This is a genomic window from Amycolatopsis sp. NPDC005961 (assembly GCF_040629235.1).
In the GTDB taxonomy this organism is placed as follows: Bacteria; Actinomycetota; Actinomycetes; order Mycobacteriales; family Pseudonocardiaceae; genus Amycolatopsis; species Amycolatopsis camponoti.
This window is the reverse complement of the sequence record NZ_JBEXVF010000036.1, coordinates 1-23693: the sequence shown is the minus strand read 5'-3', so window position 1 is coordinate 23693 and position 23693 is coordinate 1. Positions and strand designations below refer to the sequence as shown.

The 23693-nt window shown below is 71.8% G+C and carries 28 protein-coding genes; 16 read left to right on the top strand and 12 right to left on the bottom strand.

Annotated elements, in window-relative coordinates:
* Positions 1–45: 45 nt before the first annotated feature.
* Complete coding sequence (locus ABZ342_RS28290; RefSeq protein WP_360478997.1) at positions 46–1902, bottom strand: AMP-dependent synthetase/ligase; 1857 nt, start codon at positions 1900–1902, stop codon at positions 46–48.
* A 194-nt stretch (positions 1903–2096) separates the two neighbouring features.
* Here ABZ342_RS28290 and ABZ342_RS28285 point away from each other — a divergent pair, with 194 nt between their 5' ends.
* From ABZ342_RS28285 to ABZ342_RS28265, 5 genes are all read left to right on the top strand, one after another.
* Positions 2097–2753, top strand: a complete 657-nt coding sequence (locus tag ABZ342_RS28285; protein ID WP_360478994.1) for a transcriptional regulator — start codon at positions 2097–2099, stop codon at positions 2751–2753.
* Positions 2754–3350: 597 nt separating this feature from the next.
* Positions 3351–5864: an ATP-binding protein gene (locus tag ABZ342_RS28280; protein ID WP_155541359.1), complete on the top strand. Its 2514-nt coding sequence runs from the start codon at positions 3351–3353 to the stop codon at positions 5862–5864.
* A complete protein-coding gene (locus ABZ342_RS28275; protein WP_284745731.1) occupies positions 5864–6283 on the top strand; it encodes a roadblock/LC7 domain-containing protein in 420 nt (139 codons plus the stop codon). The genes ABZ342_RS28280 and ABZ342_RS28275 overlap by 1 nt, the downstream gene beginning before the upstream one ends.
* Positions 6280–6651 (top strand): DUF742 domain-containing protein, encoded by a 372-nt coding sequence (locus ABZ342_RS28270; RefSeq protein ID WP_155541361.1) that lies wholly within the window; start codon positions 6280–6282, stop codon positions 6649–6651. Before ABZ342_RS28275 ends, ABZ342_RS28270 begins: the two co-directional genes overlap by 4 nt.
* Positions 6632–7234 (top strand): ATP/GTP-binding protein, encoded by a 603-nt coding sequence (locus tag ABZ342_RS28265; protein WP_004561734.1) that lies wholly within the window; start codon positions 6632–6634, stop codon positions 7232–7234. The genes ABZ342_RS28270 and ABZ342_RS28265 overlap by 20 nt, the downstream gene beginning before the upstream one ends.
* 19 nt (positions 7235–7253) lie before the next feature.
* On the opposite strand, the gene ABZ342_RS28260 is transcribed toward ABZ342_RS28265, so the two are convergent.
* Positions 7254–7694 (bottom strand): DoxX family protein, encoded by a 441-nt coding sequence (locus tag ABZ342_RS28260; RefSeq protein ID WP_360478989.1) that lies wholly within the window; start codon positions 7692–7694, stop codon positions 7254–7256.
* Positions 7695–7807: 113 nt separating this feature from the next.
* Between ABZ342_RS28260 and ABZ342_RS28255 the strand changes: the two genes are divergently transcribed.
* Complete coding sequence (locus ABZ342_RS28255) at positions 7808–8272, top strand: NUDIX domain-containing protein (RefSeq protein ID WP_155541363.1); 465 nt, start codon at positions 7808–7810, stop codon at positions 8270–8272.
* Here ABZ342_RS28255 and ABZ342_RS28250 read toward each other — a convergent pair.
* The 5 genes from ABZ342_RS28250 to ABZ342_RS28230 form a co-directional block, all read right to left on the bottom strand.
* The gene (locus ABZ342_RS28250) at positions 8258–8905 is read right to left on the bottom strand and encodes an HAD family hydrolase (RefSeq protein ID WP_155541364.1); all 648 of its coding nucleotides are present in this window, start codon (positions 8903–8905) and stop codon (positions 8258–8260) included. The genes ABZ342_RS28255 and ABZ342_RS28250 overlap by 15 nt on opposite strands.
* A 28-nt stretch (positions 8906–8933) precedes the next feature.
* Positions 8934–9437, bottom strand: coding sequence for an O-acetyl-ADP-ribose deacetylase (locus tag ABZ342_RS28245; RefSeq protein ID WP_360478984.1), 504 nt, complete (start codon positions 9435–9437; stop codon positions 8934–8936).
* Entirely contained in the window at positions 9437–10228 is a 792-nt protein-coding gene (locus tag ABZ342_RS28240) for an alpha/beta hydrolase (RefSeq protein ID WP_360478981.1), read from the bottom strand. Before ABZ342_RS28240 ends, ABZ342_RS28245 begins: the two co-directional genes overlap by 1 nt.
* Complete coding sequence (locus ABZ342_RS28235; protein WP_360478978.1) at positions 10225–10875, bottom strand: DUF998 domain-containing protein; 651 nt, start codon at positions 10873–10875, stop codon at positions 10225–10227. Before ABZ342_RS28235 ends, ABZ342_RS28240 begins: the two co-directional genes overlap by 4 nt.
* A 95-nt stretch (positions 10876–10970) precedes the next feature.
* Positions 10971–12092: a metallophosphoesterase gene (locus tag ABZ342_RS28230; RefSeq protein WP_230862340.1), complete on the bottom strand. Its 1122-nt coding sequence runs from the start codon at positions 12090–12092 to the stop codon at positions 10971–10973.
* 74 nt (positions 12093–12166) lie between these two features.
* Here ABZ342_RS28230 and ABZ342_RS28225 point away from each other — a divergent pair, with 74 nt between their 5' ends.
* Together ABZ342_RS28225 and ABZ342_RS28220 are read left to right on the top strand one after the other, a co-directional pair.
* Positions 12167–12439: a hypothetical protein gene (locus ABZ342_RS28225; protein WP_155541368.1), complete on the top strand. Its 273-nt coding sequence runs from the start codon at positions 12167–12169 to the stop codon at positions 12437–12439.
* Between the two features lie 63 nt (positions 12440–12502).
* Positions 12503–13153 carry a YidC/Oxa1 family membrane protein insertase gene (locus ABZ342_RS28220; protein WP_360478974.1) on the top strand — a complete coding sequence of 217 codons (651 nt, stop codon included), beginning with the start codon at positions 12503–12505 and terminating at the stop codon, positions 13151–13153.
* On the opposite strand, the gene ABZ342_RS28215 is transcribed toward ABZ342_RS28220, so the two are convergent.
* On the bottom strand, positions 13136–13549 hold the full coding sequence (locus tag ABZ342_RS28215; RefSeq protein WP_360478971.1) for a DUF1992 domain-containing protein: 414 nt from the start codon (positions 13547–13549) through the stop codon (positions 13136–13138). The two genes, ABZ342_RS28220 and ABZ342_RS28215, sit on opposite strands and share 18 nt — an antisense overlap.
* 67 nt (positions 13550–13616) lie before the next feature.
* Between ABZ342_RS28215 and ABZ342_RS28210 the strand changes: the two genes are divergently transcribed.
* Positions 13617–14387, top strand: a complete 771-nt coding sequence (locus tag ABZ342_RS28210) for a TetR/AcrR family transcriptional regulator (RefSeq protein WP_360478968.1) — start codon at positions 13617–13619, stop codon at positions 14385–14387.
* Here ABZ342_RS28210 and ABZ342_RS28205 read toward each other — a convergent pair.
* From ABZ342_RS28205 to ABZ342_RS28195, 3 genes are all read right to left on the bottom strand, one after another.
* On the bottom strand, positions 14384–14650 hold the full coding sequence (locus ABZ342_RS28205; RefSeq protein ID WP_360478965.1) for a hypothetical protein: 267 nt from the start codon (positions 14648–14650) through the stop codon (positions 14384–14386). The genes ABZ342_RS28210 and ABZ342_RS28205 overlap by 4 nt on opposite strands.
* The gene (locus ABZ342_RS28200) at positions 14647–15813 is read right to left on the bottom strand and encodes a hypothetical protein (RefSeq protein ID WP_360478962.1); all 1167 of its coding nucleotides are present in this window, start codon (positions 15811–15813) and stop codon (positions 14647–14649) included. The genes ABZ342_RS28205 and ABZ342_RS28200 overlap by 4 nt, the downstream gene beginning before the upstream one ends.
* Before the next feature lie 194 nt (positions 15814–16007).
* Positions 16008–16922: a LysR family transcriptional regulator gene (locus tag ABZ342_RS28195; protein WP_360478959.1), complete on the bottom strand. Its 915-nt coding sequence runs from the start codon at positions 16920–16922 to the stop codon at positions 16008–16010.
* A gap of 103 nt (positions 16923–17025) precedes the next feature.
* Here ABZ342_RS28195 and ABZ342_RS28190 point away from each other — a divergent pair, with 103 nt between their 5' ends.
* Both ABZ342_RS28190 and ABZ342_RS28185 read left to right on the top strand, forming a co-directional pair.
* Positions 17026–17721, top strand: coding sequence for an SDR family oxidoreductase (locus ABZ342_RS28190; RefSeq protein WP_360478956.1), 696 nt, complete (start codon positions 17026–17028; stop codon positions 17719–17721).
* A 101-nt stretch (positions 17722–17822) separates the two neighbouring features.
* Positions 17823–18383, top strand: coding sequence for a hypothetical protein (locus ABZ342_RS28185; RefSeq protein ID WP_360478953.1), 561 nt, complete (start codon positions 17823–17825; stop codon positions 18381–18383).
* Between the two features lie 2 nt (positions 18384–18385).
* Here ABZ342_RS28185 and ABZ342_RS28180 read toward each other — a convergent pair whose 3' ends face one another.
* On the bottom strand, positions 18386–18826 hold the full coding sequence (locus tag ABZ342_RS28180; protein ID WP_360478950.1) for a GNAT family N-acetyltransferase: 441 nt from the start codon (positions 18824–18826) through the stop codon (positions 18386–18388).
* 138 nt (positions 18827–18964) lie between these two features.
* Here ABZ342_RS28180 and ABZ342_RS28175 point away from each other — a divergent pair, with 138 nt between their 5' ends.
* From ABZ342_RS28175 to ABZ342_RS28155, 5 genes are all read left to right on the top strand, one after another.
* Positions 18965–19186, top strand: a complete 222-nt coding sequence (locus tag ABZ342_RS28175) for a hypothetical protein (RefSeq protein WP_155541377.1) — start codon at positions 18965–18967, stop codon at positions 19184–19186.
* A gap of 240 nt (positions 19187–19426) precedes the next feature.
* Positions 19427–20308, top strand: a complete 882-nt coding sequence (locus ABZ342_RS28170; protein ID WP_360478946.1) for a sugar isomerase — start codon at positions 19427–19429, stop codon at positions 20306–20308.
* Positions 20305–21207: a 1-phosphofructokinase family hexose kinase gene (locus ABZ342_RS28165; protein ID WP_360478943.1), complete on the top strand. Its 903-nt coding sequence runs from the start codon at positions 20305–20307 to the stop codon at positions 21205–21207. The genes ABZ342_RS28170 and ABZ342_RS28165 overlap by 4 nt, the downstream gene beginning before the upstream one ends.
* On the top strand, positions 21207–22049 hold the full coding sequence (locus tag ABZ342_RS28160; RefSeq protein WP_360478940.1) for a class II fructose-bisphosphate aldolase: 843 nt from the start codon (positions 21207–21209) through the stop codon (positions 22047–22049). The genes ABZ342_RS28165 and ABZ342_RS28160 overlap by 1 nt, the downstream gene beginning before the upstream one ends.
* 98 nt (positions 22050–22147) lie before the next feature.
* A complete protein-coding gene (locus tag ABZ342_RS28155) occupies positions 22148–23512 on the top strand; it encodes an ABC transporter substrate-binding protein (protein ID WP_360478938.1) in 1365 nt (454 codons plus the stop codon).
* Positions 23513–23693: the final 181 nt, after the last annotated feature.

Genomic DNA, 23693 nt, shown 5'->3' with positions numbered 1-23693 from the left:
CTGCCACCTGGGGGCGGAGCCTTCACGTGAAAGCCGCGGTCGCGATCAGGACCCGGCGGCGGGCTCCGGGTCGCGGACGGCCGCGTAGAGGGCCTCGATGTCGGTCGAGTAGCGGTCGTTGATGACCCGGCGCTTGAGCTTGAGCGTCGGCGTGAGCTCGCCGGACTCGGGTGTCCACGCCTTCGGCAGCACGTGGTAGCGCTTGATCTGCTCGATCCGGGCCAGCCTGCTGTTGGCCGACTCGACCGCGCGTTCCAGCTCGGCCCGCACCGCCGGGTGCGAAGCCAGCTCGTCCGGCGACGCCTCGACGCCGTTCGCCGCGGCCCAGCCGGGCGCGATCTCGTCGTCGAGCACGATCAGCGCCGTCACGTACGGCCGGTCGTCGCCGATCGCGACCGCCTGGCCGATCAGCGGGTGCTCCTTGAGCAGGCCTTCGACGCGGGTCGGCGCGATGTTCTTGCCGCTCGAGGTGATGATCAGTTCCTTCTTGCGGTCGGTGATCGTCACGAAGCCGTCTTCGTCGATCGTGCCGATGTCGCCGGTGGCGTACCAGCCGTCGGCGTCGGTGGCGTCCTCGATCGTCCCGTCCTCCTGCAGGTAGCCGAGGAAGACGATCGGGCCGCGCACCAGCAGCTCGCCGTCTTCGGCGAGCTTCACCTCGACGCCGTCGAGCGGCTTGCCCACCGTCCCGGCCCGGAAGTCCGAGCCGGAGTTCGACGTCGCCGCGCCGGTCGTCTCCGACAGGCCCCAGACCTCGCAGATCTCGAGGCCGAGGCCGGCCAGGAAGTAGATGATCTCCACCGGCAGGGCGGCCGCGCCGCTGGAGGCGACCAGCACCTTGTCCAGGCCCAGCAGCGAGCGGATCGGGGCGAGCGCGGCCTCGTCGGTCTGCTTGATCTTTTCGGCGAGCTCCGCCGGCACCGGCTGCCCGGCGCTGCGCAGCTTGTAGCCCTGCTGCAGCAGCTCGTTCGCCTGCAGCAACGCGGTGCGCCGGTCCTCCGGGACGCCGCCGAGCATGTTCTTGAGCCCGGCGACCATCTTCTCCCACACGCGCGGGACGCCGAAGAAGCTCTCCGGGTGCACCTGGCCGAGCGCGCCGACGACGCCGGACGGGTCGGCGAGCGTGTGCACGTGGCCGGCCCACACGATCGGCAGGTAGATCGACAGCTCCCGCTCGGCGATGTGCGCGAGCGGCAGGTACGCGATGTTCGTCGCGTGCATCGGCGGGTGGTGCAGCTCCGTCACCGCGTACGCCTGGTGGATCGCGTTGCGGTGCGACAGCACGACGCCCTTGGGGTCGCCGGTGGTGCCGGAGGTGTAGATCATGGACAGCGGGTCGTCCGGCTTGATCTCCTGCCAGGACCGCTCGAAGACGTCCGGGTCGGCGGCAAGCGCTTCCCGGCCCTGCTCCCGCAGGGAAGCGAAGGAGAGGAACCGGTCGTCGCCGTCCGGGATGGCCGCGGCGTCCATGACGACGATGTGGCGCAGCGCCGGGAGGTCCTCGAGCACCGGCTGCCAGCGCGTCAGCTCGGACTCGCCGCCGAGCACGACGACCGGCGCCGCGCTGTGCCGCGCGACGAACCGGATCTGGTCCGGGCTGAGCGTGGCGTAGGCGGTGCAGGGGATCGCGGACAGGTGCGTCGCGGCGAGGTCGGCGATGATGTGGTCCGGGCAGCCGGGCGCCATGATCAGCATGCGGTCGCCCGCGGCGAGCCCGAGCCCGGCGAGGCCGCGGGACACCTCGGCGATCGCGGTGCGGAACTCCAGCCAGCTGAGCGTCGGCTTTCCTTCGAGGTCGAGCGAGGTGATCGCCGGCAGGTCCGGGTAGTCGACCGCGTTGCGGTGCAGCAGCCGCGGGATCGTCAGGCCCTCGGTCTGCTCGGCGACGGACGGGGTGGTCAACGCTGGCCTCCTCGAAAGCGGCGGAAAGCCACACTGTATTGGCTCCCGCGCCGGGTGGATAGAGAATCGCGGCCACGTCAAACGCCCCCTTCACACGGCCTCTCGCGGTCAGCTCCCCACGACCGTCCACAGTGCACACGGGCGCCGGTGCGCGAACCGCGCTTCAATGGGGTGAGGACTTCGAGGGGGAAACGATGACGCGATCGGCCCGGAAACTGCTCGACGAGATCCAGCGGGAGCTCGCACCGCGCGACGACGACAACGAGCTGGTCCCGTTGATCACGTCGGGCCGAGCGCCGCGCGCGGTGTTCGCCGCGCTCGCCGCGGAGGAGAAGCGGATCACGCTTTCCGATTGGCGGAGCTTCCACGCGCTCGCCGCCCGCGCCGACGAGCCGAACGCGCGCACCTTCTTCGGCGGCCTCGCGCCGGGGGAGCAGCAGGCGAACGGGATGCTCGACGCGTTGCTCGAGGCCACTGGTCCGGACCACGGCAAGGAACGGCCGCGCGCGGGCTGCCAGGCCTACCCCGCTTACGTCGCGTGGCTCGCGCTGAACGGCGAATCGTCGGCGACGGCGGCCGGGATCTACGCGAACTTCGCCGCCTTCGGCCGGTACTGCGCGGACGTCGCCGCCGGCATGCGCCGGCACTACGGCTTCACCGACGCCGAATGCGCCTTCTTCGACTTCTTCGCCGCGGACGTTCCGGAAATTGAAGAACAAGCACTCGCCGCGATCCAGGCCGGTCTCGACGCGCGCCGGCTCGACGAGCGCGAAGCCCACCTCTACGCCCGGCTCTTCCAGAGCTACGAACTGCAGTTCTGGAACACCCTCGCCGCCGAGTTCCGGGGCTGACGCCGCGGAACCGGTTCCAGGCCTCCGCGAGGTGCCACGCGGAGTGGTCGAACCAGCGCGCATGCGGAATGGGGGGAATTCCGGCTCGCCGTCCGGGGAATCCGTGGCGATGACGGCGAATGCCGTGCAATTCCGCTTTGGGGAAGCCGCAAACCCCGGACGAAGCGCGCGCTGCCGCCTGCCGTCGCCGGCCCGTGACCTTTCTCACCGAACCATCCGGCGCTCACGTACGTAGCGGACCCCGCCGCGGCGCTTGGGTCGATCGCACCACCGAAGAGCCTGCACCCAAGGGGCGGAACGGAAACAGTGCTGGGACGAACGTCACGACTTTCGGTGGTGGACTTTCCAAGCGCAGGCAGCAAGTGTGGACGGGTCACCGTTTCAAGATCACGTTCTCGCCACGGACTTGACGCGCCCTGAAGGGCTGCATACCGTCGTCGCGGGCGAAGCAGACCACGGTGATGTTGATCCGGCTGGTCGGAATCCGGGTGTTGACCGCCTCGGGCGACCCGAAACCATGTACTGCCGGAAGGAATACGGACCCAGGTGAAGCAGATTTCTCTTCGACGCAACCGGGGATCCTCGATTCGGAAGCGCGTGCTCACGATCGCGCTCATCCCCAGTGTGGCCTTGCTCCTCGTGGGTGTGGCCCTCGCCGGTTACCTCATCTACGACGCCGTCACGGGCCGTGACTACGTCAACCGGATCCGGGGCTCGGAAGCCCCGTCGATCCCCTTCTTCGGCGCGCTGCAGCAAGAGCGCCAGGCGACCCTGAGCCTCCTCGCGGGCCAGGGCAACCAGCGCGCCGTGCTCGCGGCCGTCCGCCCGAAGACGGACCAGAACGCCGCGAAGACGATCGAGTACCTGAAGGACAACTTCGCGGGCTACGACGACACCCCGCCGAGCGTGCAGAAGAACATCGCCACGTTCTTCGGGCTCTTCCAGCAGCTCCCGCAGACCCGGCAGGCGGTCGACAGCGGCCAGATCCAGATCGGCCAGGCCTACACCTTCTACAACAAGATCATCGACCAGTTCACCGACGGGCTGGCCGGGCTCGCGCAGAACGCCCGTGGCGCGCAGAACGCGTTCGACCGGCTGACCGCCATCCCGATGTTCACCGCGGCCGAGTCGATGCAGCGCAGTGACGCACTCGCCGCCGCCGGGCTCGCGGCGGGCGGACTGAGCAGCGACGACTTCCGCAACTACGTCGAGCAGGTCGGTGCCTACCACGCGCAGCTGGACGCGTCGGCGCCGAAGATGATCCCCGACGTCAAGGCGAAGTACGACCAGCTGCTGGCCAGCCAGCCGTGGCAGACGGTGAACCAGGTCGAAACCGCGTTCCTGCGCGGTGACCTGTCGAAGCTGCCGGTGGCGCAGGACCAGTGGCGCACCAGCGCCCGGCTGGTCGGCGACGCCCTGTCCGGCATCTTCGTGCTGCAGAGCTCCAACGCCAGCCAGGCCGCGATCAACGACGCCGACTCGACGTTCACCGAGTCGCTGATCGCCGGTGTGATCGCGGTCCTGTTCGCGGTCTTCGTGGTGTTCGTCGCCGTCCGGCTGTCGAACCGGCTCATCGGCCGCCTGCACCGGCTGCGCGAGGACACCCTCGACGCGGCCGAGGTGCGGCTGCCCGAGCTGGTCGCCCGGGTCCAGGCGGGCGAGCCCGTCGACCTCGAAGAGGGCGGGCACTTCCTCGACCACGGCACCGACGAGATCGGCCAGGTCGCCGACGCGTTCAACAAGGCGCAGCAGACCGCCATCGCGGCCGCCATCGACGAGGCGAAGATCAAGGAGGGCACCAAGGCGGTGTTCCTCAACATCGCCCACCGCAGCCAGGTCATCGTGCACCGCCAGCTCAAGGTGCTCGACCAGGCCGAGCGCAAGCAGGAGGACCCGGAGCAGCTGGACACCCTGTTCCAGCTCGACCACCTCTCCACGCGCGCCCGCCGCAACGCCGAGAACCTGATCATCCTCGGTGGCGGGCAGCCGGGCCGGCAGTGGCGCAACCCGGTCGGGCTGGCCGAGCTGGTCCGCGGCGCGTCCGCCGAGACCGAGGACTTCGCCCGGGTCAAGACGGCCGCGCTGCCGCAGATCGCCATCCGCGGCCCGGTCGTCGGCGACCTCGTGCACCTGCTCGCCGAGCTGATCGACAACGCGACGTCGTTCTCGCCGCCGCAGTCGCGGGTCGAGGTGCGCGGCAACGTGGTCGGCAAGGGCGTCGTGATCGAGGTCGAGGACCAGGGCCTCGGGCTCGAGCCGGACCAGACCGACGAGATCAACACGATGCTGGCGAGCCCGCCGGACTTCGGGATCATGGCGCTGTCCGACGAGCCCCGCCTGGGCCTGTTCGTGGTCGCGCGGCTGGCCGCCCGCCACGGCATCCAGGTGCACCTGCGGGAGTCGGCCTACGGCGGCACCCGCGCCATCGTGCTGGTGCGCACCGACCTGCTGGCCCCCTTGGCGGAGTCCGAGCCGGAGCAGCCGATCACCCCGCCGAAGCCGGAGCTCGTGCCGAACCCGGTCGAGCCGGAGCCGGTGAACGACGAGGTCGCGCCGCTGCGGCGGCCGGTCCGCCGCCCGGCCCGCCACCGGACCGAGCCGCCGATGCCGGTGTCGCAGCCCGACCCGGCCCCGGCCGCCCCGCCGATGCCGGTGACGTCGCCGTCCCCCGCGCAGCCGCCGTCCGCGCCGACGCCGGTCCCCGTCGGGGCCGTCTCCGAGCCGGTCAGCCAGCCGACGCAGGCGCAGCCGGCGGTCGCCGCGGTGCGCCCGCCCGCGCCGCCGGTGCGGACGTCGCGTCCGGCCCGCCCGGCCGCGCAGCCGCCCGTGTGGCCGCCGTCGGAGCCGCGGCCCGCGATGCCCCAAGGCCGACCGGAGCAGCCGCGTCGCCCGGAGGCCCCGGGCCGCCCGCCGCTGCCCCAGCGGCGACGTCAGCAGAGCCTCGTTCCGCAGTTGCGGGAAGACAAGCCCGCCGCGCAGGAGCGGGAGGAGGTCCGGCTGGATTCGCCGGAGGCCGCCCGCAGCCGGCTGTCCGCCTTCCAGCAGGGCACCCGCCGCGGCCGTGACGAAGAACCAGCCGAGAACGACGACAGGTACGGAGAGCGCGAGTAATGGCCAACTCAGGCGTCAGTGAGCTCGACTGGCTGCTGGACGACCTCGTCAAGCGGGTCGCCGGGGCGGACCGCGCCGTGGTCCTGTCCTCGGACGGCCTGCTCATCGGGAGGTCGGGCAACCTCTCCGAAGAGGACGCCGAACACCTCTCGGCGGTCGCCTCGGCGTTCCAGAGCCTGGCGCGCGGGACCGGACGGCACTTCGGCGGCGGCAACGTCCGTCAGACGATGGTCGAGATGGACCACGCGTTCCTGTTCGTGACGGCGGCCGGCCGAGGCGCTTGCCTCGCCCTGCTGGCTCGCGAAGACGCGGACATGGGGCTGGTCGCGTACGAGATGAACCTGATGGTGAAGCGCGTCGGCCAGGTGCTCACCTCGGCCCCGCGGACCGGTGCCGGCGTCCTGCCCACGTCGCCATGAGCGGACGGCACGAAGCCTGGTTCGACGACGAGGCCGGCCCCCTGGTCCGGTCCTACGCGGTCACGGGCGGCCGCACCCGGTCCGACACGCTCGGGCTCGACCTCATCACGCTCGTGGTCGCCCTGCGCACCGCGCACGAAGCGGGCATGCTCGAACCGGAGTACGCGCGGATCATCGCCCTGTGCCAGCGGCCGGTCTCGGTGGCGGAGGTCGCCGCGCGCGTCGACCTGCCGCTGCCCGTGGTCAAGGTGATGCTCAGCGACCTCATCGAGCAGAACCTGGTGCTGTTCCGTACCGCGGCACCGGCTCAGGAATCCCCCAACCGACACGTATTGCAGGCGGTCCTTGATGGCATCCGGAAACTCTGACCCCCGGCGGAACCTGACCGCGACCGCGGTCAAGGTACTCATCGCCGGCGGGTTCGGGGTCGGCAAGACCACGATGGTCGGCTCGGTGAGCGAAGTGCCGCCGCTGCGGACCGAAGAGGTCATCACGACCGCGTCCGAGGGCGTCGACGACCTCTCGGGGGTCGAGCAGAAGACCACCACGACGGTCGCGCTCGACTTCGGCCGCATCACGATCAACCCGGACCTGATCCTGTACCTGTTCGGCACGCCGGGGCAGGACCGGTTCTGGTTCATGTGGGACGAGCTGGCGGAGGGCGCGCTCGGCGCCGTCGTGCTGGCCGACACCCGCCGGCTGGACAGCTGCTTCGCGGCCGTCGACTTCTTCGAGCGCCGCAACCTGCCGTTCGTCGTCGGCGTGAACTGCTTCGACGGCGCGTACCGCTACGGCACCGAGGAGGTCCGGCAGGCGCTCGACGTCGGCATGGACGTCCCGCTGCTGCTGTGCGACGCCCGCGAGCGGGAGTCGACGAAGCAGGTGCTGACCAGCCTGATGGAACACGTGATGGCGCGGTCCGACCTGGCAGCCGCCCAGGGCGGCTACTGATCGGACCGCGCGTTTCCCGTCAGCCGCGTCGCCGCTTGATCAGCGTGTCGACGGCGAAGCGGCCCGGGCCGATCGCGGCGAACAGCAGGAAGATCCACGAGTAGACCGCGGCGGGCTCGCCCATGTTCTGCAGCGGCAGCAGGCCCATCGGCGCGTGCACGGTGAAGTAGGCGAAGGCCATCACACCGGAGAGCAGGATCGCGGCCGGCCTGCTGGCGAGCCCGACGAGCAGCAGCAAGGCGCCCACGAGTTCGAAGACGCTGCCCCACCAGCCGGGGAACGAGCCGAACGGGACGCCGCCGCCCTGGCCGTCGACGCCACCGAAGAAGCCGAATCCCTGCAAGCCGTGGAAGCCGAACAGGAACGAGATCACGATCCGGCTCGCGCCGATGACGACGCCCTTGGCCGGGGCGGTCCTGGTGGCGGTGGTCTGGGTCTCGCGGGCGATCGTGGTGGTCATCGGGGTTCCTTCCCTGGGTTCTTCCTTGCCTTCTGCCTACGCGTCGAGTGGGTTCTCCCCGGTTCGACAACCCCGCGGAAAAATCTTGAACGGGTTTTCGGCAGACTGTGTCGATGGCGGGCAAACGCAGTGCCGGGCTCCTGCTCCACCGCGGGCGGGGCGACGACGTCGAAGTGCTGCTCGGGCACATGGGCGGGCCGTTCTGGGCGAAGAAGGACGCGGCGGCCTGGTCGCTGCCGAAGGGCGAGCTGGACCCGGACGAGGAGCCGGAGCACGCGGCCCGGCGCGAGTTCGAGGAGGAGCTGGGCCTGCCCGCGCCGTCCGGTGAGTACGTCCCGCTGGGCGAGGTGAAGCAGTCGGGCAAGACCGTCACGGCGTGGGCGGTCGAGGCCGACCTCGACCCGGCTTCGGTGGTGCCGGGGACGTTCTCCATGGAGTGGCCGCCGCGCTCGGGCAAGCAGCAGGAGTTTCCGGAGATCGACCGGGTCGAGTGGTTCTCGCTCGACGTCGCGCGCGAGAAGCTCGTGAAGGGCCAGCTGCCGTTCCTGGACCGGCTGCTCGAGCTAGCGGGTCAGTAGGGCCTCGAGCGGCTTGGCGGTGAACGACGGCAGCACGACGTCGGCCTGGCCGAAGTCGAGGCTCTCGGTGATGGCGTTCGGCACGGCGACGCAGGTCAGCCCGGCGGCCTTGGCGGCGGTGACGCCGTGGGGCGTGTCCTCGAAGGCGATCGTGTCCGCCGCTTCGGCTCCGAGGGCGTCGAGCGCGGCGAGGTAGAGGTCCGGGTCGGGCTTGGCCTTGTGGAGGTCCCCGGTGAGGACGGCGTCGAAGTAGCCGTTGATGCCGAGCCGTTCGAGGTGCGGGTTCACCCAGGCCCCGGACGAGCTGGAGGCGACGGCCAGCTTGAGGCCGTGGTCTTTCGCCGTCTCCAGGTAGCTTCGGACGCCGTCACGCGGGCCGAGCTTCTCGAGCAGCTGGAAGACGCGGGCTTTGCTCTTGGGGCGCAGCGCCTCGGGGTCGATGCCGGGGACGTGCTCGGCGAGCAGGGCGAACATCGCGGGCGTGGTGTGCTGCGTGCCGATGACGGCGTACCAGGCCGCCATCGGCAGCTCGACCCCGTGCTCCCGGAACAGCTCCCGCCACGACTGCAGGACGGCGGACTCGGTGTCGGCGAGGGTGCCGTCGAAGTCGAAGACCAGGGCGCGGGTGGGCACGTCTGCACCCTGCCCGGTCGGTGATCGTTCAGGCAAGGGAGTTGTGAAACGCGTCCATCGCGGCTTGCCCCCGCAGTGCGAAGATCACTTCCTCGGCCCCGCCGGTCTCCCGCACGGCGGCCACGGCGATCGCGGCGGCCGATGCGAGCGGCCACCGGTAGATCCCGGTGGAGATGGCCGGGAAGGCGACGGTCTTCGCGGCCAGCTCCCGGGCGACGGCCAGGGAGTTCCGGTGGCAGTCGGCGAGGAGCGCGGAGCGGTCTTCGGTCGCGGACCACACGGGGCCGACGGTGTGCACGACCCAGTTCGCGGGCAGGTTCCCGGCGGTGGTGGCGACGGCCTGCCCGGTCTTGAGGCCCTTCCCGTAGTGCCCGGCCCGCAGCTTCCGGCACGCGGCGAGGATCTCGGGGCCACCCTTGCGGTGGATGGCCCCGTCGACCCCGCCGCCGCCCAGCAGCGAGGAGTTGGCCGCGTTGACGACGACGTCGACCTCGAGGGTGGTGATGTCGGCGTCGAGGATCCGGATGCGCATCAGCTCAGGTAGAAGTCCGTCAGGACCGGGGCCAGCGCCGCGGCCTTCACGATGTGCGTCTGGCCCGGCAGGGTCTTGTACTCCGCCGAGGGCAGCACCTTCGCCAGCGACGACACGCCGTTGCGCATCCAGGCCGGGCTGCGGCCGCCGTCCACCGCCAGGGCCGGGACCTTCACCTCGGGCCACGCGGCGGGCAGGGGTTCCCCCGACTGGTGGTCGGCCACCAAAGCCGTGTCGTACGGGAGCGTGTGGGCCACGCGCTTGAGCTTGGCCCAGAACGGCATGATCCGCATCGTCGCCACCACCGCACCGCTCAGGCCGACGCCTTCGGTCATGAACATCTTCACCGCCTGGCCGCGCTTTCCCGCGGCCAGCACCGCGTCGAGCCGCGCCGGATAGTCGGCCGGGACGCGCGGGCGGGTGTCGTCGACGACGAACGGTGGCTCGTACAGCGCCAGCTTCGTCACCGGGAGGCTGCGCGCCGCTTCGAGCGCCAGCGCGGCGCCCGACGAGATGCCGAACAGGAACACCTCGCCGCCCGCTTCCTTGACGAGCGCGGCGAGGTCCTCGACCTCGCGCTCGACCGCGTACGGCCCGGTGTCGGTGCTCTCGCCCCGGCCGCGGCGGTCGTAGGTGTAGACGGTGAAGCGCGTGGCCAGCTCCTTCGCGAGCGCGTCGTTCGGGGACGAGCCGCGGTAGCACATCGCGCCGTCGACGAGGACGAGCGCGGGGCCGGACCCGGCGCGGGTGTAGGCGATCTTCGTGCCGTCGGCCGAAACCGTCGTGCTCATCGGGACTCTCCTCGCGACAGCAGTTGGACGGACGTGGCGGCGAGCCACGCGAAGGCGATCACCACGGCTGCCCAGAAGCCGAGGGTGACGACCGGGCTCGTCGATCCGGACGCTACGCCCGCGAAGCCCGCGAGGAACAGCAATCCGCTGATCCGCGAGTACCAGGCCCGCGCGAGCGTGAGGTGCGAGCCGATCGCGAAGCAGGCCGCGACCAGGGCGGCGAAGCCGACACCACCGGCGACGAAGTGCAGCGTGCCGTGCCAGCTGATCGACGAGGGCGGGCCGGCGGGGGTTCCGGCCGGGAAGCCGTCCTGCGGGTCGGCGCGGAAGACGCCCGCGCAGAGCAGGCCGACGCCGTAGACGGTGAGGAGTCTCGGCCCCCACCGCCCGGGCAGGACGCGCCGGATCCCGGCCGCCGCCGCGATCGTCAGCAGGCCGGTGACCAGGAAGTTCGTGATCTGGACGAAGCCGAGCGAGCCGTTCGACAGGAGGCTCGCGGGGTGCCGCGTGAAGTCGAAGCCGGCGCGGGTCAGGCCCTGGACGACGCCGGTCACGACGAAGACGGGCCCGGCGAGGATCCCGCAGGTCAGCAGGCCGCGGGTGGTCGAAGGGGCGAGGGATCGGGGGCGGATCGCGGTGGTGGTCATGCGGACCAGAGTGGCACCCGACGATCGAAACTGTCAAGACAAAAAAAGTTGTCGGAGGCCGCCGAGTGCCCCAAGACGGCCCTGGGGCGCCGGGGTCAGGCGGAGCGCAGGGTGAGGAGCGTGATCTCGCTGGGCGCGAAGACGCGGAACGGCGGTCCCCAGAAGCCGGTGCCCCGGCTGTTGTACAGCTGGGTCGGGCCGTGCCGGGTCAGGCCCGACAGCGTCGGCTGGTCGAGCCGCACCAGCAGGTGGAACGGCCAGATCTGGCCGCCGTGCGTGTGCCCGGAGATCTGCAGGTCGACGTCGGCCTCGCGGGCCTGGCGCACCTGCTTCGGCTGGTGCGCCAGCAGGACCACCGGCACGTCGGCGGGGCGGCCGTCCAGCGCGAGGGCCAGGTCGGGGCCGTGGCCGGGCAGGCCGGACGACGCGCCCGTCGGGTCGTCGATGCCGGCGAACAGGATGCGGTCGCCGCCGCGCTCCAGGAGCGTCGAGCGGTTGTGCAGCGTGTCCCAGCCCAGCCCTTCCATGTGGTCGAGCCACGCCTGGGCCTCGCCGAAGTACTCGTGGTTGCCGGTGATGTAGAACCGGCCGAGCGCGGCCTGGACGCCGCCGAGCGGGTCGACCTGCTTGCGGCGCTTCGCCACCGCGCCGTCGGCGAGGTCGCCGGCGTGGCAGACGACGTCCGCGTCGAGGGCGTTGACCGCCGCGACGACCTTCTCCGACCACCTGGTCCGGTCGATCGGCCCGAAGTGGGTGTCGGTCAGCACGGCGACGCGCAGGCCGTCGAGGCCCGGGCCGAGCCGCGGGATGACGACGTCGGTCGCCTTCACCGGCGGCACCCGCATGGCGACGCGGTTGCCGTGCACGAGCAGCGTGGCCGCCACCAGCACGGTCGCGCCCGCGACGATCCGCGACCGCAGCGGGTCGTCGACGCCGAGCAGCGCCACCCGCAGCACGAGGCTGAGGATGCACCAGCTGAACAGCACCCAGATCACGGCCAGCAGCGAGTCGCCCAGGCGCGCGGAGGCGTCGCTTTGGCGCTTAGAGTGGCCGCGGAACATGGCGACCGGCATCGTGACCAGGCCCAGCGCGAGCACCGCGGTGCCGGCGATCGTGCCCGCCGTGCCCCACTCCGGCGCGAGAACGAGCGTCCACCACGGCACGCCGAACAGCAGGAGCATGGCCAGGATCGGCACGACGACGAGTTGCCCTCTCATCGAACCAGATTACAGCCCGTCGGGCTGTTAGCGTTTTCGCTACCCTGGGGAGCGGAGGAAGGGGGACGGCCGCCGTGAACACGTTGCTGGAGCTGGCGTTCCCCGTCGTGAGCAGCCCGACGGCGCTGGTCGCCTTCGCCTCGCTCGCCGCGGCGAGCCTCCTGATCGTGCTGCTGGTCGGCAGCACGCACGGCCGCGAGGTCGCCCTGTGGTCGGTGCCGGTGCGCAGCCGCGTCGCCGCACTGCGCCGCCGGGCCCGGCGCGCCGAGTCGATCCGCCTGCGCGACCCCGGCCGACCCGGCAGCAGCAGGCCACGAGCACCCGGTTCCCGCAGCACGGCTGCGTAGGAACCCCTTCAGCGCAGCCATTCCGCGTACCCCCATCCCTTCCACTCATGCGGAGTGCTGCCCATGTTCGGCTTTCTCGACGTGCCCGTCGAAGGCGCGTACCACCTGATCCACGCGTTCACCGGCCCGCTGTCCCCGGCGCCGGCCATCGTCCTGTTCACTCTCGCCGTGCGGCTGCTGCTGCACCCGCTCGCCCGGTCGGCGGTCCGCGGCGAGCGCGCCCGGGCCGTACTGATGCCGGAAATCCAGGCCCTGCGGGCCAAGCACGGCCAGGACCGCGAGCGGCTGGCCGCGGAGATGACGAAGCTGCAGCGGGAGTCCGGGGCCTCGCTGTTCGCCGGCTGCCTGCCGATGCTGCTGCAGCTGCCGTTCTTCATGGTCATGTACCGGCTCTTCACGACACCCACGGTCGGCGGCGAACCCAACTCGCTGCTCGGCGCGACGCTGTTCGGGACGCCGCTGGGCGCGCACGGCCTGGCCGGCAGCCCGCTGGTGTTCGTGATCGCGGCCGGGCTGGCGCTCGTCGCGTGGTTTTCGGTCCGCCTGCAGAGCCGCGGCGCCACGGCGGACGTCCCGGGCGGCAGGCTCCTGCGCTTCCTGCCCTACGGCACGGTGCTCGCGACGCTGGTCATCCCGCAGGCCGCCGGGATCTACCTGCTCACCACGACGGCGTGGACCGCGGCCGAACGGGCACTGCTACGACGCGGCTCGTGAGCGTCGCCAGTTCTCGACGGCTTCTTCGACGTCCACCGGCGCCACCGTGAGCGGCGGGCCGGTGTGGTGGTTGAGGTAGGCCTGGCGGATCCGCTCGTTGAGGTCCTCGACGACCTCCCGCACCTGCCGTTCGGCCCGCTCGGCGGCGAGCCGTTCCGGCAGGTCCTGGACTTCGCGCTTGAGGGCGAGCGCCGGCGGCAGCAACGCCTTCGTGTCGTGGCCGCCCTTGCGGATCTCGCGCAGCACCCAGTCGGTCGCGGCGTCGTTGCCGGTGGGCTTCGGCAGCGGCTTGCCGGCGCCGGGCAGGCCGTCGAACTCGCCGCGCTCGCGGGCTTCGCCGATCTGCCGGTCGACCCACCAGCGGAAGGAGACCTTGGGCGGTTTGCGTCCGGTCATGCCTCCAGAATGCCAGGTCGGACGGCCGGCCCGGGTAAGATCTCCGGCGGGGGAGCGAGGGGAGCGCATGACCGCCGAACGCACTGGCGCCGACGAAGTCGACCGGACGCTGGCGTTGCTCTGGCGCGCTCGCGGCGCCGCCGCCGAGCCGACCCGGGGCCGTCGCCCGACGCTGACGATCGAGCGGATCGTCGCCGCCGCGATCGCGGTCGCGGACGCCGACGGGCTGACCGCCGCGTCGATGCACCGCGTCGCCAAGGAGCTCGGCGCCGGCACGATGACGCTCTACACGTACGTGCCCGGCAAGGCCGAGCTGGTCGACCTGATGGTCGACGACGTGCTCGTCGAGCGGCGCCTGCCCGGTCCGGGCGAGCCGCGCCCGGCGGACTGGCGCGAGCAGGTGGCGCTCTACGCCGAGCGGACGCGCGAGGCGTACCGCACCCACCCGTGGCTGTGCGAGGTTTCGCGGGTCCGGCCGCCGCTCGGGCCCGGTCAGCTGGCCGGCCAGGAGTACCTGCTGTCCATCATGGACGAGCTGGGCCTGCCGCCGCGCGAGGCCGTGGCGGCCGCCAACGGGATCGGCACGTACGTCGACGCGAACGCGGCCCTCGGCGCGGAGAACACCCGCCTCGAGCGCAGCACCGGCCAGTCGACCGAGGCCTGGTGGCACCAGCGGTCGTCGTTCTGGGAGAACTACTTCGTGGTCGACGCGCACCCGGCGATGAACCGCATCTGGCTGGGCGGCGGCTTCGACCAGAGCGCGAAGGCCCAGGGCGACACGGCCTACGAGTTCGGCCTGAACCGCATGCTCGACGGCATCCAGGCCCTGGTCGGCTAGCGGCGGGTGCGCCACCTCGACCGGCGGCGTTCCTGCCGGGGCACCGAAGGCTCCGGTGCGCCGTTTCCGCGCAGGACGTCGCGGCACACGGGGTCGAACCGGCCGGGTGCCTCGATCATCGGCGCCGCCAGCACCACGTGGCCGCACACCGCGCGGAACCGCCCGTCGCGGCGGCCCTCGGCGAACTCTTCCTCGGTGACGGCATGGGTGTAGCCGTCGGTGTCGCAGCGGATGTGCACCAGGAACGGCTCCACGGGGCTCATCCCGTCGGGCTGGTCGTGGTGGTTTCGGTGGGCGTGCTCGCCGAGTCGGCCGCGGTGGTCGACGTCGTGACCGGCGGCGGGGTCGTGCTCGTGGTCTCGGGCGGCGGCGTGGTGGACGACGACGGCGGCGGGGTGGTCGCCGGGTCCGTGCTGGGGGTGCCCGGCGTCGTGGCCGGCGTGGACGACGACGGCGACGACGACGGCGACGTGCTGGTCGGCGGCGTCGACGTGCCCGGCAGGGAGCCCGGCGGCTGGGCGGCCACCGGCGGTGCGGGCGGGGCGGGCGCGCCGACCGGGCCGCCCGCCGCGGCGGCGTCCGGGGCGTCGGGCGCGCCGATCGGCACCTGGCTGTCGGGCAGCTGGGCGACGCCGCCGCGGTAGGCCGAGGCCCACGCCATCACGGTGTCCACATAGGACTGCGAGTTGTTGTAGCGGCGGACCGCGATGCGCTGGCCCGCGTCGGTCGAGAGGTCGAGCCCGCCGGAGCACAGGTAGCGCCCGGTGGCCAGGGCTTCGTCGTAGATGTTGTTCGGGTTCGAGACGCCGTCGCCGTTGCCGTCGGAGGCGTAGCCCTTCCACGTGGCCGGGATGAACTGCGTCGGGCCGACCGCGCGGTCCCAGACGGCGTCGCCGTCGTACTTGCCGCCGTCGGTGTCGGGGATCGCGGCGAACGCGCCCGCGCCGTTGAGCACCGGGCCGAGGATGGGCTCGAGGGTGTCACCGTTGGCGTTGACGTACCCGCCGCGCGCGTGGTTCGACTCGATCCGGCCGATGCTCGCGATCAGCGCCCAGTCGAGGTGGCAGTTCGGCTGCTCCTTGGCCAGGATCTCGGCGGCGTTCTTGTACGCCTTCAGCATGCTCCCCGGGATGCCGAGCGGCCCGGAGATGCCCGCCGAGCCGGCGTGCCCGCCGGGCACGACGAGCGGCGTGGGCAGCGGCGGCTGCGGGAGGCTGCCGTCGACGGCGATGGGCGGCATGACGATGTTCGGGGGCTGCAGCGGGGCGGCCTGGTCGGGCAGCGCCTCGCCGGCACCGGCGATGACGACCGGCGCGGGCAGGCCGGTGGTCAGCGTGGGCAGCACGACGAGCGCGCCGCCGGCGAGCGCGGCCGCGGTGCGGCGGACCCCGCGCGTGGCCTTGCGACGTGGCCGGTGCTTCGGCATGGTGCGTCCCCGCTTCCCTCGATCTTCGCTGATCGCCTCACCGATCGGCCCCACCCACCGGTACTGACCGGTAGGAGCAAGCTATCCGATGGAAGCGAACTTTGGCGAATGGCACAGCGAAATCGGGGCTCCGAAGAGAAGTTCGTCCTGATGGCACAAAACCTTAGTAGGGAATCTGTCACATTCACGTGGACTTAACGGGTTGCTGAGGAGAGTTTGTCCAGCAGGACACCGGGTACGGCGATCCCGCGGTGCGTCACGTCCGAAGAAAACCGCCGGACGAGCGAATCCGACGGCGTCGAGGTGAACGTGACGACGTCGCGGTGCAGAGCGGGCTTCAGCCGCCGCAGCGCCCCGGCGAACGTGCGGGTCAGCGCCGTCGTCGGGACCAGCGCCACGCCCAGGCCGGCCGCCGCGAGCTGCGCTGCCGTCGTCGCCTGTTTCGTCCGCATCACCGCGCCGAGCACCGTCGCGCGCTGAGCGGCTTGCTCGTCGAGCCACGCTCCGAGGCCGTTGTCCGGGTGGTAGTGCACCACCGGCAGCTCGGCCAGGTCGGTCATCGGTACCGCCGGCCGGGTGGCGAGCGGGTGGTCGGCGGCCAGCGCGACGACGATCTCTTCGCGTCCCACCAGTTCGGCCGGCCCGGTCCAACGGCTCGGCCGCGGCCCGACCGCGACGTCCGCTTCGCCCGCGTCCAGGGCCGCCACCAGCGCGTCCGCGCTCGTCGTCTCGGTCAGCGTGATCAGCACGCCCGGGCGGTGCCGGTGCCAGTGCCGCAGCACGGGCGCGAGCAGCCCGGCGGTCATCGTCTCCGCGCACGCGATCCGCAGCGTGCCCTCGCCACCGCCGGCCACCGCGCGGCCGATCCGGGTCACGCGTTCGGCGGCGGCCAGTGCGGCCCGCGCGTCGGCCAGGACCGCCCGCCCGGTGGCGGTCGGCCGCACCCCGCGCGGGAGCCGTTCGAGCACCGGCGTGCCCAGTTCCCGTTCGAGCGCGCCGATCTGGTGCGACAGCGCGGGCTGCGAGAGGTGCAGCCGCACGGCCGCTTCGGTGATCGACCCGGCGTCCAGCACCGCGACCAGGCACTCGAGCGCGCGCAGCGTAGGCATTCGCTGAATCTATCGCAGCCATCGAAAACATTCGGATCGCGAAGGGATGGTTCCAGCCGTGTTCCGCGCTGACTCCGGTGTGCGAGACGAAAGGAGCACGGAAATGTCGTTCGAAGGAAAGCGGCTGGTCGTCGTGGGCGGGGGATCGGGGATCGCGCGCCGGATCGCGGCGGACGCGCACGCGGCCGGCGCCGAGGTCATCGCGGCCGGGCGGAATCCGGCGCGGATCGACGTTCCCGGTATTCGCACCGCATTCGCGGACCTCGGGGACGAATCGTCGCTGAAAGCGCTTGCGGACGGAACCGGTGAACTCGACTACCTGGTCACGCTCGCCGGGGCGCCGGCGAACGGGCCGGTCGCGGAACTCGAGCGGGACGCGGTCACCCGGGCGTTCGACGCCAAGGTGATCGGGCCGCTGATGCTGGTCAAGCACTTCGCCCCGCGGTTCCGCGACGGCGGCGCCATCGCCCTGTTCTCCGGGGTCGCGGCGTGGCGGCCGTCTCCCGGGCGCACGGTCATGGCCACGACGAACGGCGCGGTCGCGTTCCTCGCGCAGGCGCTCGCGGTCGACCTCGCGCCGATCCGCGTCACCGCGATCTCGCCGGGCATCGTCGACTCCGGCGCGTGGGACCGCCTCGGCGCCGGGAAGGACGACTTCTTCCGCCGGACCGCGGAAACGACTCCGGCGCGCCGGATCGGCCGTACCGCCGACCTCGCGGCCGCGACCCTGCAGGCGCTGGCGAATCCGTTCATCACGGGCACCGTGCTGCACGTGGACGGGGGCGGCCGGCTCGGCTGAAAACGCTGGGTGAACAAGCCTTTACAGGAACGCGGACCATTCCTATGATCGGCCGACCGGACGCAGTGCCCGCGCCCGGTCGGCCCAGGTGGGGGGTGTGGATGGCACGCAGGGCTCCGCGCAGTGAGGCGGTCACCGTGGCCGAGCTGCTGGTCCGGTCCGCGGTGGACGCTCGTCCTCATGCGCCCGCGCACCACCACGAGAAACCGCGGGCCCGGCGTTCGCTCGCCCGGCTGCGGGTGTTCTCCGTCGTCGCCGGTGCGCTCGCGCTGACCGGTGGAGTCGCCGCGGCGGTGTCGATGCCGGCGCAGCGGAGCACGGGTCCGGCCGGCCTGGAGCCCGTGGCCGTCCCGCTGGTGCCGCTCCCCGGCGAAGTCGTGGTGCCGCCCGCGAAGCCCGCTCCGGAATTCGTGGCGCCCGTGGTCGAAGCAGGCGGAATCGTGCCGGTCGCCGTGGTGCAGGATTCGAATTCCGGAACCGCGGCCGCCCATCGCGGAAAACTCGCGAAAGCGGTCAAGGTCGTCGAGAAAGCCAAGCCGAAGCAGCTGCCGAAGCACGCGGCCCCGGTGCGGCACACGATCCCGGACGTTCCGGCCTGGTCACGGGGTCACCACCAGCAGCAGCACCACCACGACTGCGGCGGTGGCCGCCACCGCCGGTGACGTCAGGCGTCGAGCGGGATCTGGTACTGCATGAAGCCCTTGTCGAGCGCGATCTGGTCGTAGAGACGGCGGGCGGTGGTGTTCGACGTCTGCGTGTGCCAGTAGACGCGGACGCACCCCCGCTCGCGCGCCCACTCGGCGACGGCTTCGATCAGCACCCGGCCGACGCCGCGCCCGCGGGCCTGGGTGTCGGTGAACAGGTCCTGCAGGTAGCAGACGTCGGCGGAGGTCGTGCTGACGTGCGTGAAGAAGTGCACGATGCCGACGAGCTCGCCGTCGAGCCGCGCGCCGAGTGCGTGCATCCGCTCGCCACTGGCGAACTCGCGCCACGCGCGGTCCATCAGCTCGGGCGCGAGTGTCCTGCCGTAGAACGTGTTGTAGCCGGCGAACAGGTTTTCCCAGGCCGGACGGTCTTCCGCGGTGAGGCCCCCGAGTGTGATCATGCGCCGAGGCTAACGCGCCGGCTGACCGGTTCGATGACCACACCGGACACAACTGGCCAGTAAGGTGACGAACCCGAATCAGATTCATAGAATCACCAGCCATCAGGTCCGGCAGACCCAATTCAGCGGAGGTTCCCGATGGCGCGCACGGCGCACCGTGCCAGTGGCAAGCCCGTCACGGTGGGGGAGCTGATGCTCCGGCCGGACGTCCACGGCAGACGCCGGCCCGAGGACCTGGAGGTGCTCGAGCTCGCCTACCGGATGCGCCGGCGGGTCGGTCCCGAGCCGGTCGTCGCCCGGACGCCGCGGTCCCGCGCGCTGGCCGTGGTCACCGGCCTCTGGCGGCGCAAGCCGCGGTAGCCCCCGCCGCTTTCGAGCGGGCTTCGCCGCCCTGATCGGGTCACGCCGACCCGCTTTCTCGCAGGCCACCCTCGTCGAGGGTGGCCTTTTTCGTGCCCACTGACAGCCGGCACGCCCTGCTCGCAGCTGCACGCTCGTGCGTAGCTGATGCAAAGATATGCTCGATACGACGATTGACGATGCACAAAACTGCACCTACCGTGACAGCTGTTGCGCACAACCGGCACGGATGGGGAGCTCATGAGCGGGACCTTCATGGCGGCGGAGGTCGCCAGCCAGCCCGGCTGCTGGCGCGAGGCCGGCGCGTTCGCCGCCGCGAACACCGGGCGGCTGCCCGCACCGGGGTCCCGGGTGGCGATCGTCGGCTGCGGCACCTCGTGGTTCGTCGGCCAGGCCTACGCCGTGCTGCGCGAAACCGCCGGGCTCGGCGAGACCGACGCCTTCGCCGCGTCCGAGTTCCCGGCCGGCCGCGCCTACGACCACGTGCTGGCCCTGAGCCGCTCGGGCACCACCACCGAGGTGCACACCCTGCTCGCGCGGCTGCGCGGCCGGACGAAGACCACGGCGATCACCGGCGTGCCGGCCGCGATCGCCGGTGCCGCCGACGCCGTCGTCGACCTGTCCGCGGTGGACGAACGCTCGGTCGTGCAGACCCGGTTCGCCACCACCGCCCTCGCGATGCTGCGCGCGCACCTCGGCGAAGACCTGACCGATGTCATCGCGCAGGCCGAGCGGGTGCTGGCCGAGCCGCTGCCTCGCGAGCTCACCGGCGCCGGGCAGTTCAGCTTCCTCGGCACGGGCTGGTCGGTCGGGATCGCGAACGAAGCCGCGCTCAAGTTCCGCGAGGCGTGCCTGCTGTGGACGGAGTCCTACCCGGCGTGGGACTACCGCCACGGCCCGATCAGCATCAGCGAGCCGGGCCGCGTGACCTGGATGTTCGGCCGCGCGCCGGACGGTCTCGCCGACGACGTCCGCCGCGCGGGCGGCACCTTCGTCGAAAGCGGCCTCGACCCGCTCGCCGACCTGGTGCGCGCCCAGCTCGTGGCCGGGGCGATCGCGCGGCGGAAGGGCCTGGACCCGGACCACCCGCGCGGTCTCACGCGATCCGTCGTCCTCGCATGATCGTCACCGTGACGCCGAACGCCGCGCTCGACGTCACCTACACCGTGGACAGCCTGGTGCCGGACGCCGTGCACCGGGCGCGTGACGTCCGGCGCCGAGCGGGCGGCAAGGGCGTGAACGTCGCCCGTGTGCTGCACGCGCTCGGCGCCGACGTCCGCGCCGTCGTCACGGCGGGCGGTGCCACCGGGGCCGAGTTCGCGGCCGACCTGGGCGCGGCCGGGCTGCCCGCCGACCTGGTGCCGATCGACGGCGAGACGCGCCGGACCACCACCGTGCTGTCCGCGGTGGACGGTTCGGTCACCCTCCTCAACGAGCCGGGACCCGAGCTGAGCGCGGCCGAATGGGCGTTGCTGGCCGAGCGGGTCCGGCGCCGCGAACCCGAGGTGCTGGTCTGCTCAGGCAGCCTGCCGCCGGGCGCGCCACTGGACGGTTACGCGCGCCTGCTCGCCGGCCGGACGTCCGTTTTGGACACTTCCGGCGCCGCGCTGCTGCCCGGGCTGGCCGGGCGGCCGGCCGTCGTCAAGCCCAACCTCGAAGAGCTTCGCGAGGTCACCGGCCTTGACGACCCCATCGCCGCGGCCGCCGAGCTGCGGAAGGCCGGAGCCGGCGCGGTCGTCGTGTCGCTCGGCGCCGACGGCCTGCTCGCGGTCACGGCCGCGGGCACCTGGCACGCCACGCCGTCGAAAGTGCTCACCGGCAACAGCACCGGCGCGGGCGACGCCGTGGTGGCGGCGCTCGCGCTCGGGCTCTGCCGCCGCGAGCCGTGGCCGGAGATCCTGCGCCGGGCCGTCGCGCTGTCCGGCGCGGCCGTGCTCGGGCCGCTCGCCGGCGACGTCGACCTCGCGCACTACCACCGGGAGCTGGCCGCGGTGCGCGTCCGGCCGGAAGGGGAGTCCTGATGCCGCTGGTCACCACCGGGGAGATCGTCGCGGAGGCCGTGTCGGCCCGGCGGGGCTGCGGTGCCTTCAACGCGATCCAGCTGGAACACATCACGGCGATCGTCGAGGGTGCGGCCCTGGCCGACGCGCCGGTGATCGTGCAGCTCAGCCAGAACGCCGTGCGCTACCACGGCGCGTTGGCGCCGATCGGCGGCGCCGCGCTGGCCGCGGCCCGCGCGGCCGAAGCCCGTGTCGCCGTGCACCTCGACCACGCCGAGTCCCGTGAGCTGGTGCGCGAAGCCGTCGCGCTCGGGTTCGGCTCGGTCATGTTCGACGCGTCCAAGCTGGACTACGCGGACAACGTGCGCGAGACCCGCGAGGTCGCGGCGTTCTGCCACGACCACGGCGTCTGGGTGGAGGCCGAGCTCGGCGAGATCGGCGGGAAGGACGGCGTGCACGCGCCGGGGGCCCGCACCGATCCCGGCGAGGCCGCGGAGTTCGCCGCGGCCACCGGTATCGACGCGCTCGCGGTGGCCGTCGGCAGTTCGCACGCGATGCTGACCCGGGACGCCACTTTGGACTTCGACCTGATCGCCCGGCTGCGCGAGCGGGTTCCGGTGCCGCTGGTGCTGCACGGCTCGTCCGGGGTGCCCGACGACGGGCTCGCCGAAGCCGTGCGGGCGGGGATGACGAAGGTCAACATCGCGACCCAGCTGAACAAGGTGTTCACCGCGGCCGCCGCGGGTGACTGGCGCGCCCACCCGGAGCACGTCGACCCGCGGAAGTACCTGGGGGCCGGGCGCGACGCCGTGACGACCGAAGTGCGGCGGTTGTTGCAGCTACTTGTGTTGACAGATGCATGAAAGCCCATAAAACTGCGCACTAATGCGCAGAACTTGCGCGATATTCGACCTCGACCAGGTGGTGGCGGATGCGACGAAGCAAAGTCATGGCGTGTGCGGTGGGGGCCTCACTCCTCCTGGCGGGCTGCGGTGGGGGCGCGGACACGAGCGGTGGAACCGGGGAGAACGCGCTGCCCGGGGTCGACCAGTACCTCGGCGCGCCGTGCCCGGAGGCCGCCGTCAAACCGGCCACGGACAAGGAGTTCACCTACTGGGCCATGTGGACCGCCGACGAGCCGCAGGGCAAGGTCCTCCAGAAGGCGTTCAAGTGCTTCCAGGAGAAGACCGGCGTCAAGGTGAACGTCCAGTGGCTGGGGCGCAAGGCCTACACGCAGAACCTGGTGCCGGCGCTGAACACCGACGCCGTGCCGGATCTGTTCGACCAGGACGTCAGCAAGGTCGGCGCGGCCATCATGACCCCGGGCGGCACGCAGAGCGTCGACGACGTCTTCGCGATGAAGGTCGGCGAAGGCGACAAGACGGTGAAGGACGTGCTTTCGCCCAGCTCGTACGACTTCCCGCAGAACAAGGACCGCGAGGGCCACAACTTCATGGTCCCCTACACCGTGCAGTCGAGTGCCTGGTGGTTCAACAAGGACACCTCGGGTGCGGTCCAGCAGCCCCGGACGATGGACGACCTCGTCGCGCTGTTCGACAAGGCGAAGGCCGACGGCAAGGCCGCGATCAGCCAGGACGGCGACATCCCGTTCTACAACATGTACTTCTTCACCCAGCTCGCCGAGCGGTACGTCGGCGCGGGCGGGCTGAACAAGGCCGCGTCCGACAAGACCGGGCAGCTGTGGAAGTCCGATCCCGGATTCCTCAAGGCCGCCGACGAAACCGCGAAGCTGCCGAAGTACTTCATCGACGGCTGGGACGCGGCGAAGTTCCCGCAGGTCCAGCAGCGCTGGGCCGACGGCGACTCGCGTTACCTCTACGTCGGCACCTGGGCGCCGAGCGAGACGCGCGAGTACCTGGACAAGCAGGGCACCGGGACGAAGATCAAGTACGGCTCGTTCCAGTTCCCGATGCCGGCCGGCGCGACGCACGACACGGTCGAGCAGATGTCGATCGGCTTCGCGGTGACCAAGAAGGCCCAGCACGCCGAGGCGGCGAAGGCGTTCATCGCGTACTTCCTGAACAAGGACATCCTTTCCGGCATCCCGGCGGTGGCCGACAACCTGGTGCCGCGCGCCGACCTCGCCGTGCCGGACGACCTCCAGCAGGTCAAGGCCGCGATGGACGACCCGAAGAAGGAACACGTCCTGCAGTACGACGGGATCGACGGCATCGCGGGCGGCAAGTGGCAGACCGACGTCTTCGACCCGGCCGACACCGCGCTGCTGAAGGGGTCGATCAGCCCCCAGCAGTTCGTGGACCAGCTGGCCGCGAAGGGCGCCGACTTCTGGAAGAACCAGGGCTGATGGCGACCCTCGCGACAGCACCGGCGTCGCCTGGTGGCCCGCCGGATCCGCATGCACATCGAGACGTGGGACCGCGAAACCCTCGACGCTTACCGTTCGGCCGAAAACCAACGGTGACCTCTGCGGTCCAGCGCTGGCGCGACTCATCCCAGTAGAGCCCGCCGTCCCCACGACTACGCCG

Bases quoted from the DNA above. Each gene is read 5' to 3' on its own strand.
- ABZ342_RS28285 (WP_360478994.1), top strand. From the start codon at position 2,097: ATGACGCGATCGGCCCGGAAACTGCTCGACGAGATCCAGCGGGAGCTC.
- ABZ342_RS28275 (WP_284745731.1), top strand. From the start codon at position 5,864: ATGGCCAACTCAGGCGTCAGTGAGCTCGACTGGCTGCTGGACGACCTC.
- ABZ342_RS28270 (WP_155541361.1), top strand. From the start codon at position 6,280: ATGAGCGGACGGCACGAAGCCTGGTTCGACGACGAGGCCGGCCCCCTG.
- ABZ342_RS28265 (WP_004561734.1), top strand. From the start codon at position 6,632: ATGGCATCCGGAAACTCTGACCCCCGGCGGAACCTGACCGCGACCGCG.
- ABZ342_RS28260 (WP_360478989.1), bottom strand. From the start codon at position 7,694: ATGACCACCACGATCGCCCGCGAGACCCAGACCACCGCCACCAGGACC.
- ABZ342_RS28255 (WP_155541363.1), top strand. From the start codon at position 7,808: ATGGCGGGCAAACGCAGTGCCGGGCTCCTGCTCCACCGCGGGCGGGGC.
- ABZ342_RS28245 (WP_360478984.1), bottom strand. From the start codon at position 9,437: ATGCGCATCCGGATCCTCGACGCCGACATCACCACCCTCGAGGTCGAC.
- ABZ342_RS28240 (WP_360478981.1), bottom strand. From the start codon at position 10,228: ATGAGCACGACGGTTTCGGCCGACGGCACGAAGATCGCCTACACCCGC.
- ABZ342_RS28235 (WP_360478978.1), bottom strand. From the start codon at position 10,875: ATGACCACCACCGCGATCCGCCCCCGATCCCTCGCCCCTTCGACCACC.
- ABZ342_RS28230 (WP_230862340.1), bottom strand. From the start codon at position 12,092: ATGAGAGGGCAACTCGTCGTCGTGCCGATCCTGGCCATGCTCCTGCTG.
- ABZ342_RS28220 (WP_360478974.1), top strand. From the start codon at position 12,503: ATGTTCGGCTTTCTCGACGTGCCCGTCGAAGGCGCGTACCACCTGATC.
- ABZ342_RS28215 (WP_360478971.1), bottom strand. From the start codon at position 13,549: ATGACCGGACGCAAACCGCCCAAGGTCTCCTTCCGCTGGTGGGTCGAC.
- ABZ342_RS28210 (WP_360478968.1), top strand. From the start codon at position 13,617: ATGACCGCCGAACGCACTGGCGCCGACGAAGTCGACCGGACGCTGGCG.
- ABZ342_RS28205 (WP_360478965.1), bottom strand. From the start codon at position 14,650: ATGAGCCCCGTGGAGCCGTTCCTGGTGCACATCCGCTGCGACACCGAC.
- ABZ342_RS28200 (WP_360478962.1), bottom strand. From the start codon at position 15,813: ATGCCGAAGCACCGGCCACGTCGCAAGGCCACGCGCGGGGTCCGCCGC.
- ABZ342_RS28195 (WP_360478959.1), bottom strand. From the start codon at position 16,922: ATGCCTACGCTGCGCGCGCTCGAGTGCCTGGTCGCGGTGCTGGACGCC.
- ABZ342_RS28190 (WP_360478956.1), top strand. From the start codon at position 17,026: ATGTCGTTCGAAGGAAAGCGGCTGGTCGTCGTGGGCGGGGGATCGGGG.
- ABZ342_RS28185 (WP_360478953.1), top strand. From the start codon at position 17,823: ATGGCACGCAGGGCTCCGCGCAGTGAGGCGGTCACCGTGGCCGAGCTG.
- ABZ342_RS28180 (WP_360478950.1), bottom strand. From the start codon at position 18,826: ATGATCACACTCGGGGGCCTCACCGCGGAAGACCGTCCGGCCTGGGAA.
- ABZ342_RS28175 (WP_155541377.1), top strand. From the start codon at position 18,965: ATGGCGCGCACGGCGCACCGTGCCAGTGGCAAGCCCGTCACGGTGGGG.
- ABZ342_RS28170 (WP_360478946.1), top strand. From the start codon at position 19,427: ATGAGCGGGACCTTCATGGCGGCGGAGGTCGCCAGCCAGCCCGGCTGC.
- ABZ342_RS28165 (WP_360478943.1), top strand. From the start codon at position 20,305: ATGATCGTCACCGTGACGCCGAACGCCGCGCTCGACGTCACCTACACC.
- ABZ342_RS28160 (WP_360478940.1), top strand. From the start codon at position 21,207: ATGCCGCTGGTCACCACCGGGGAGATCGTCGCGGAGGCCGTGTCGGCC.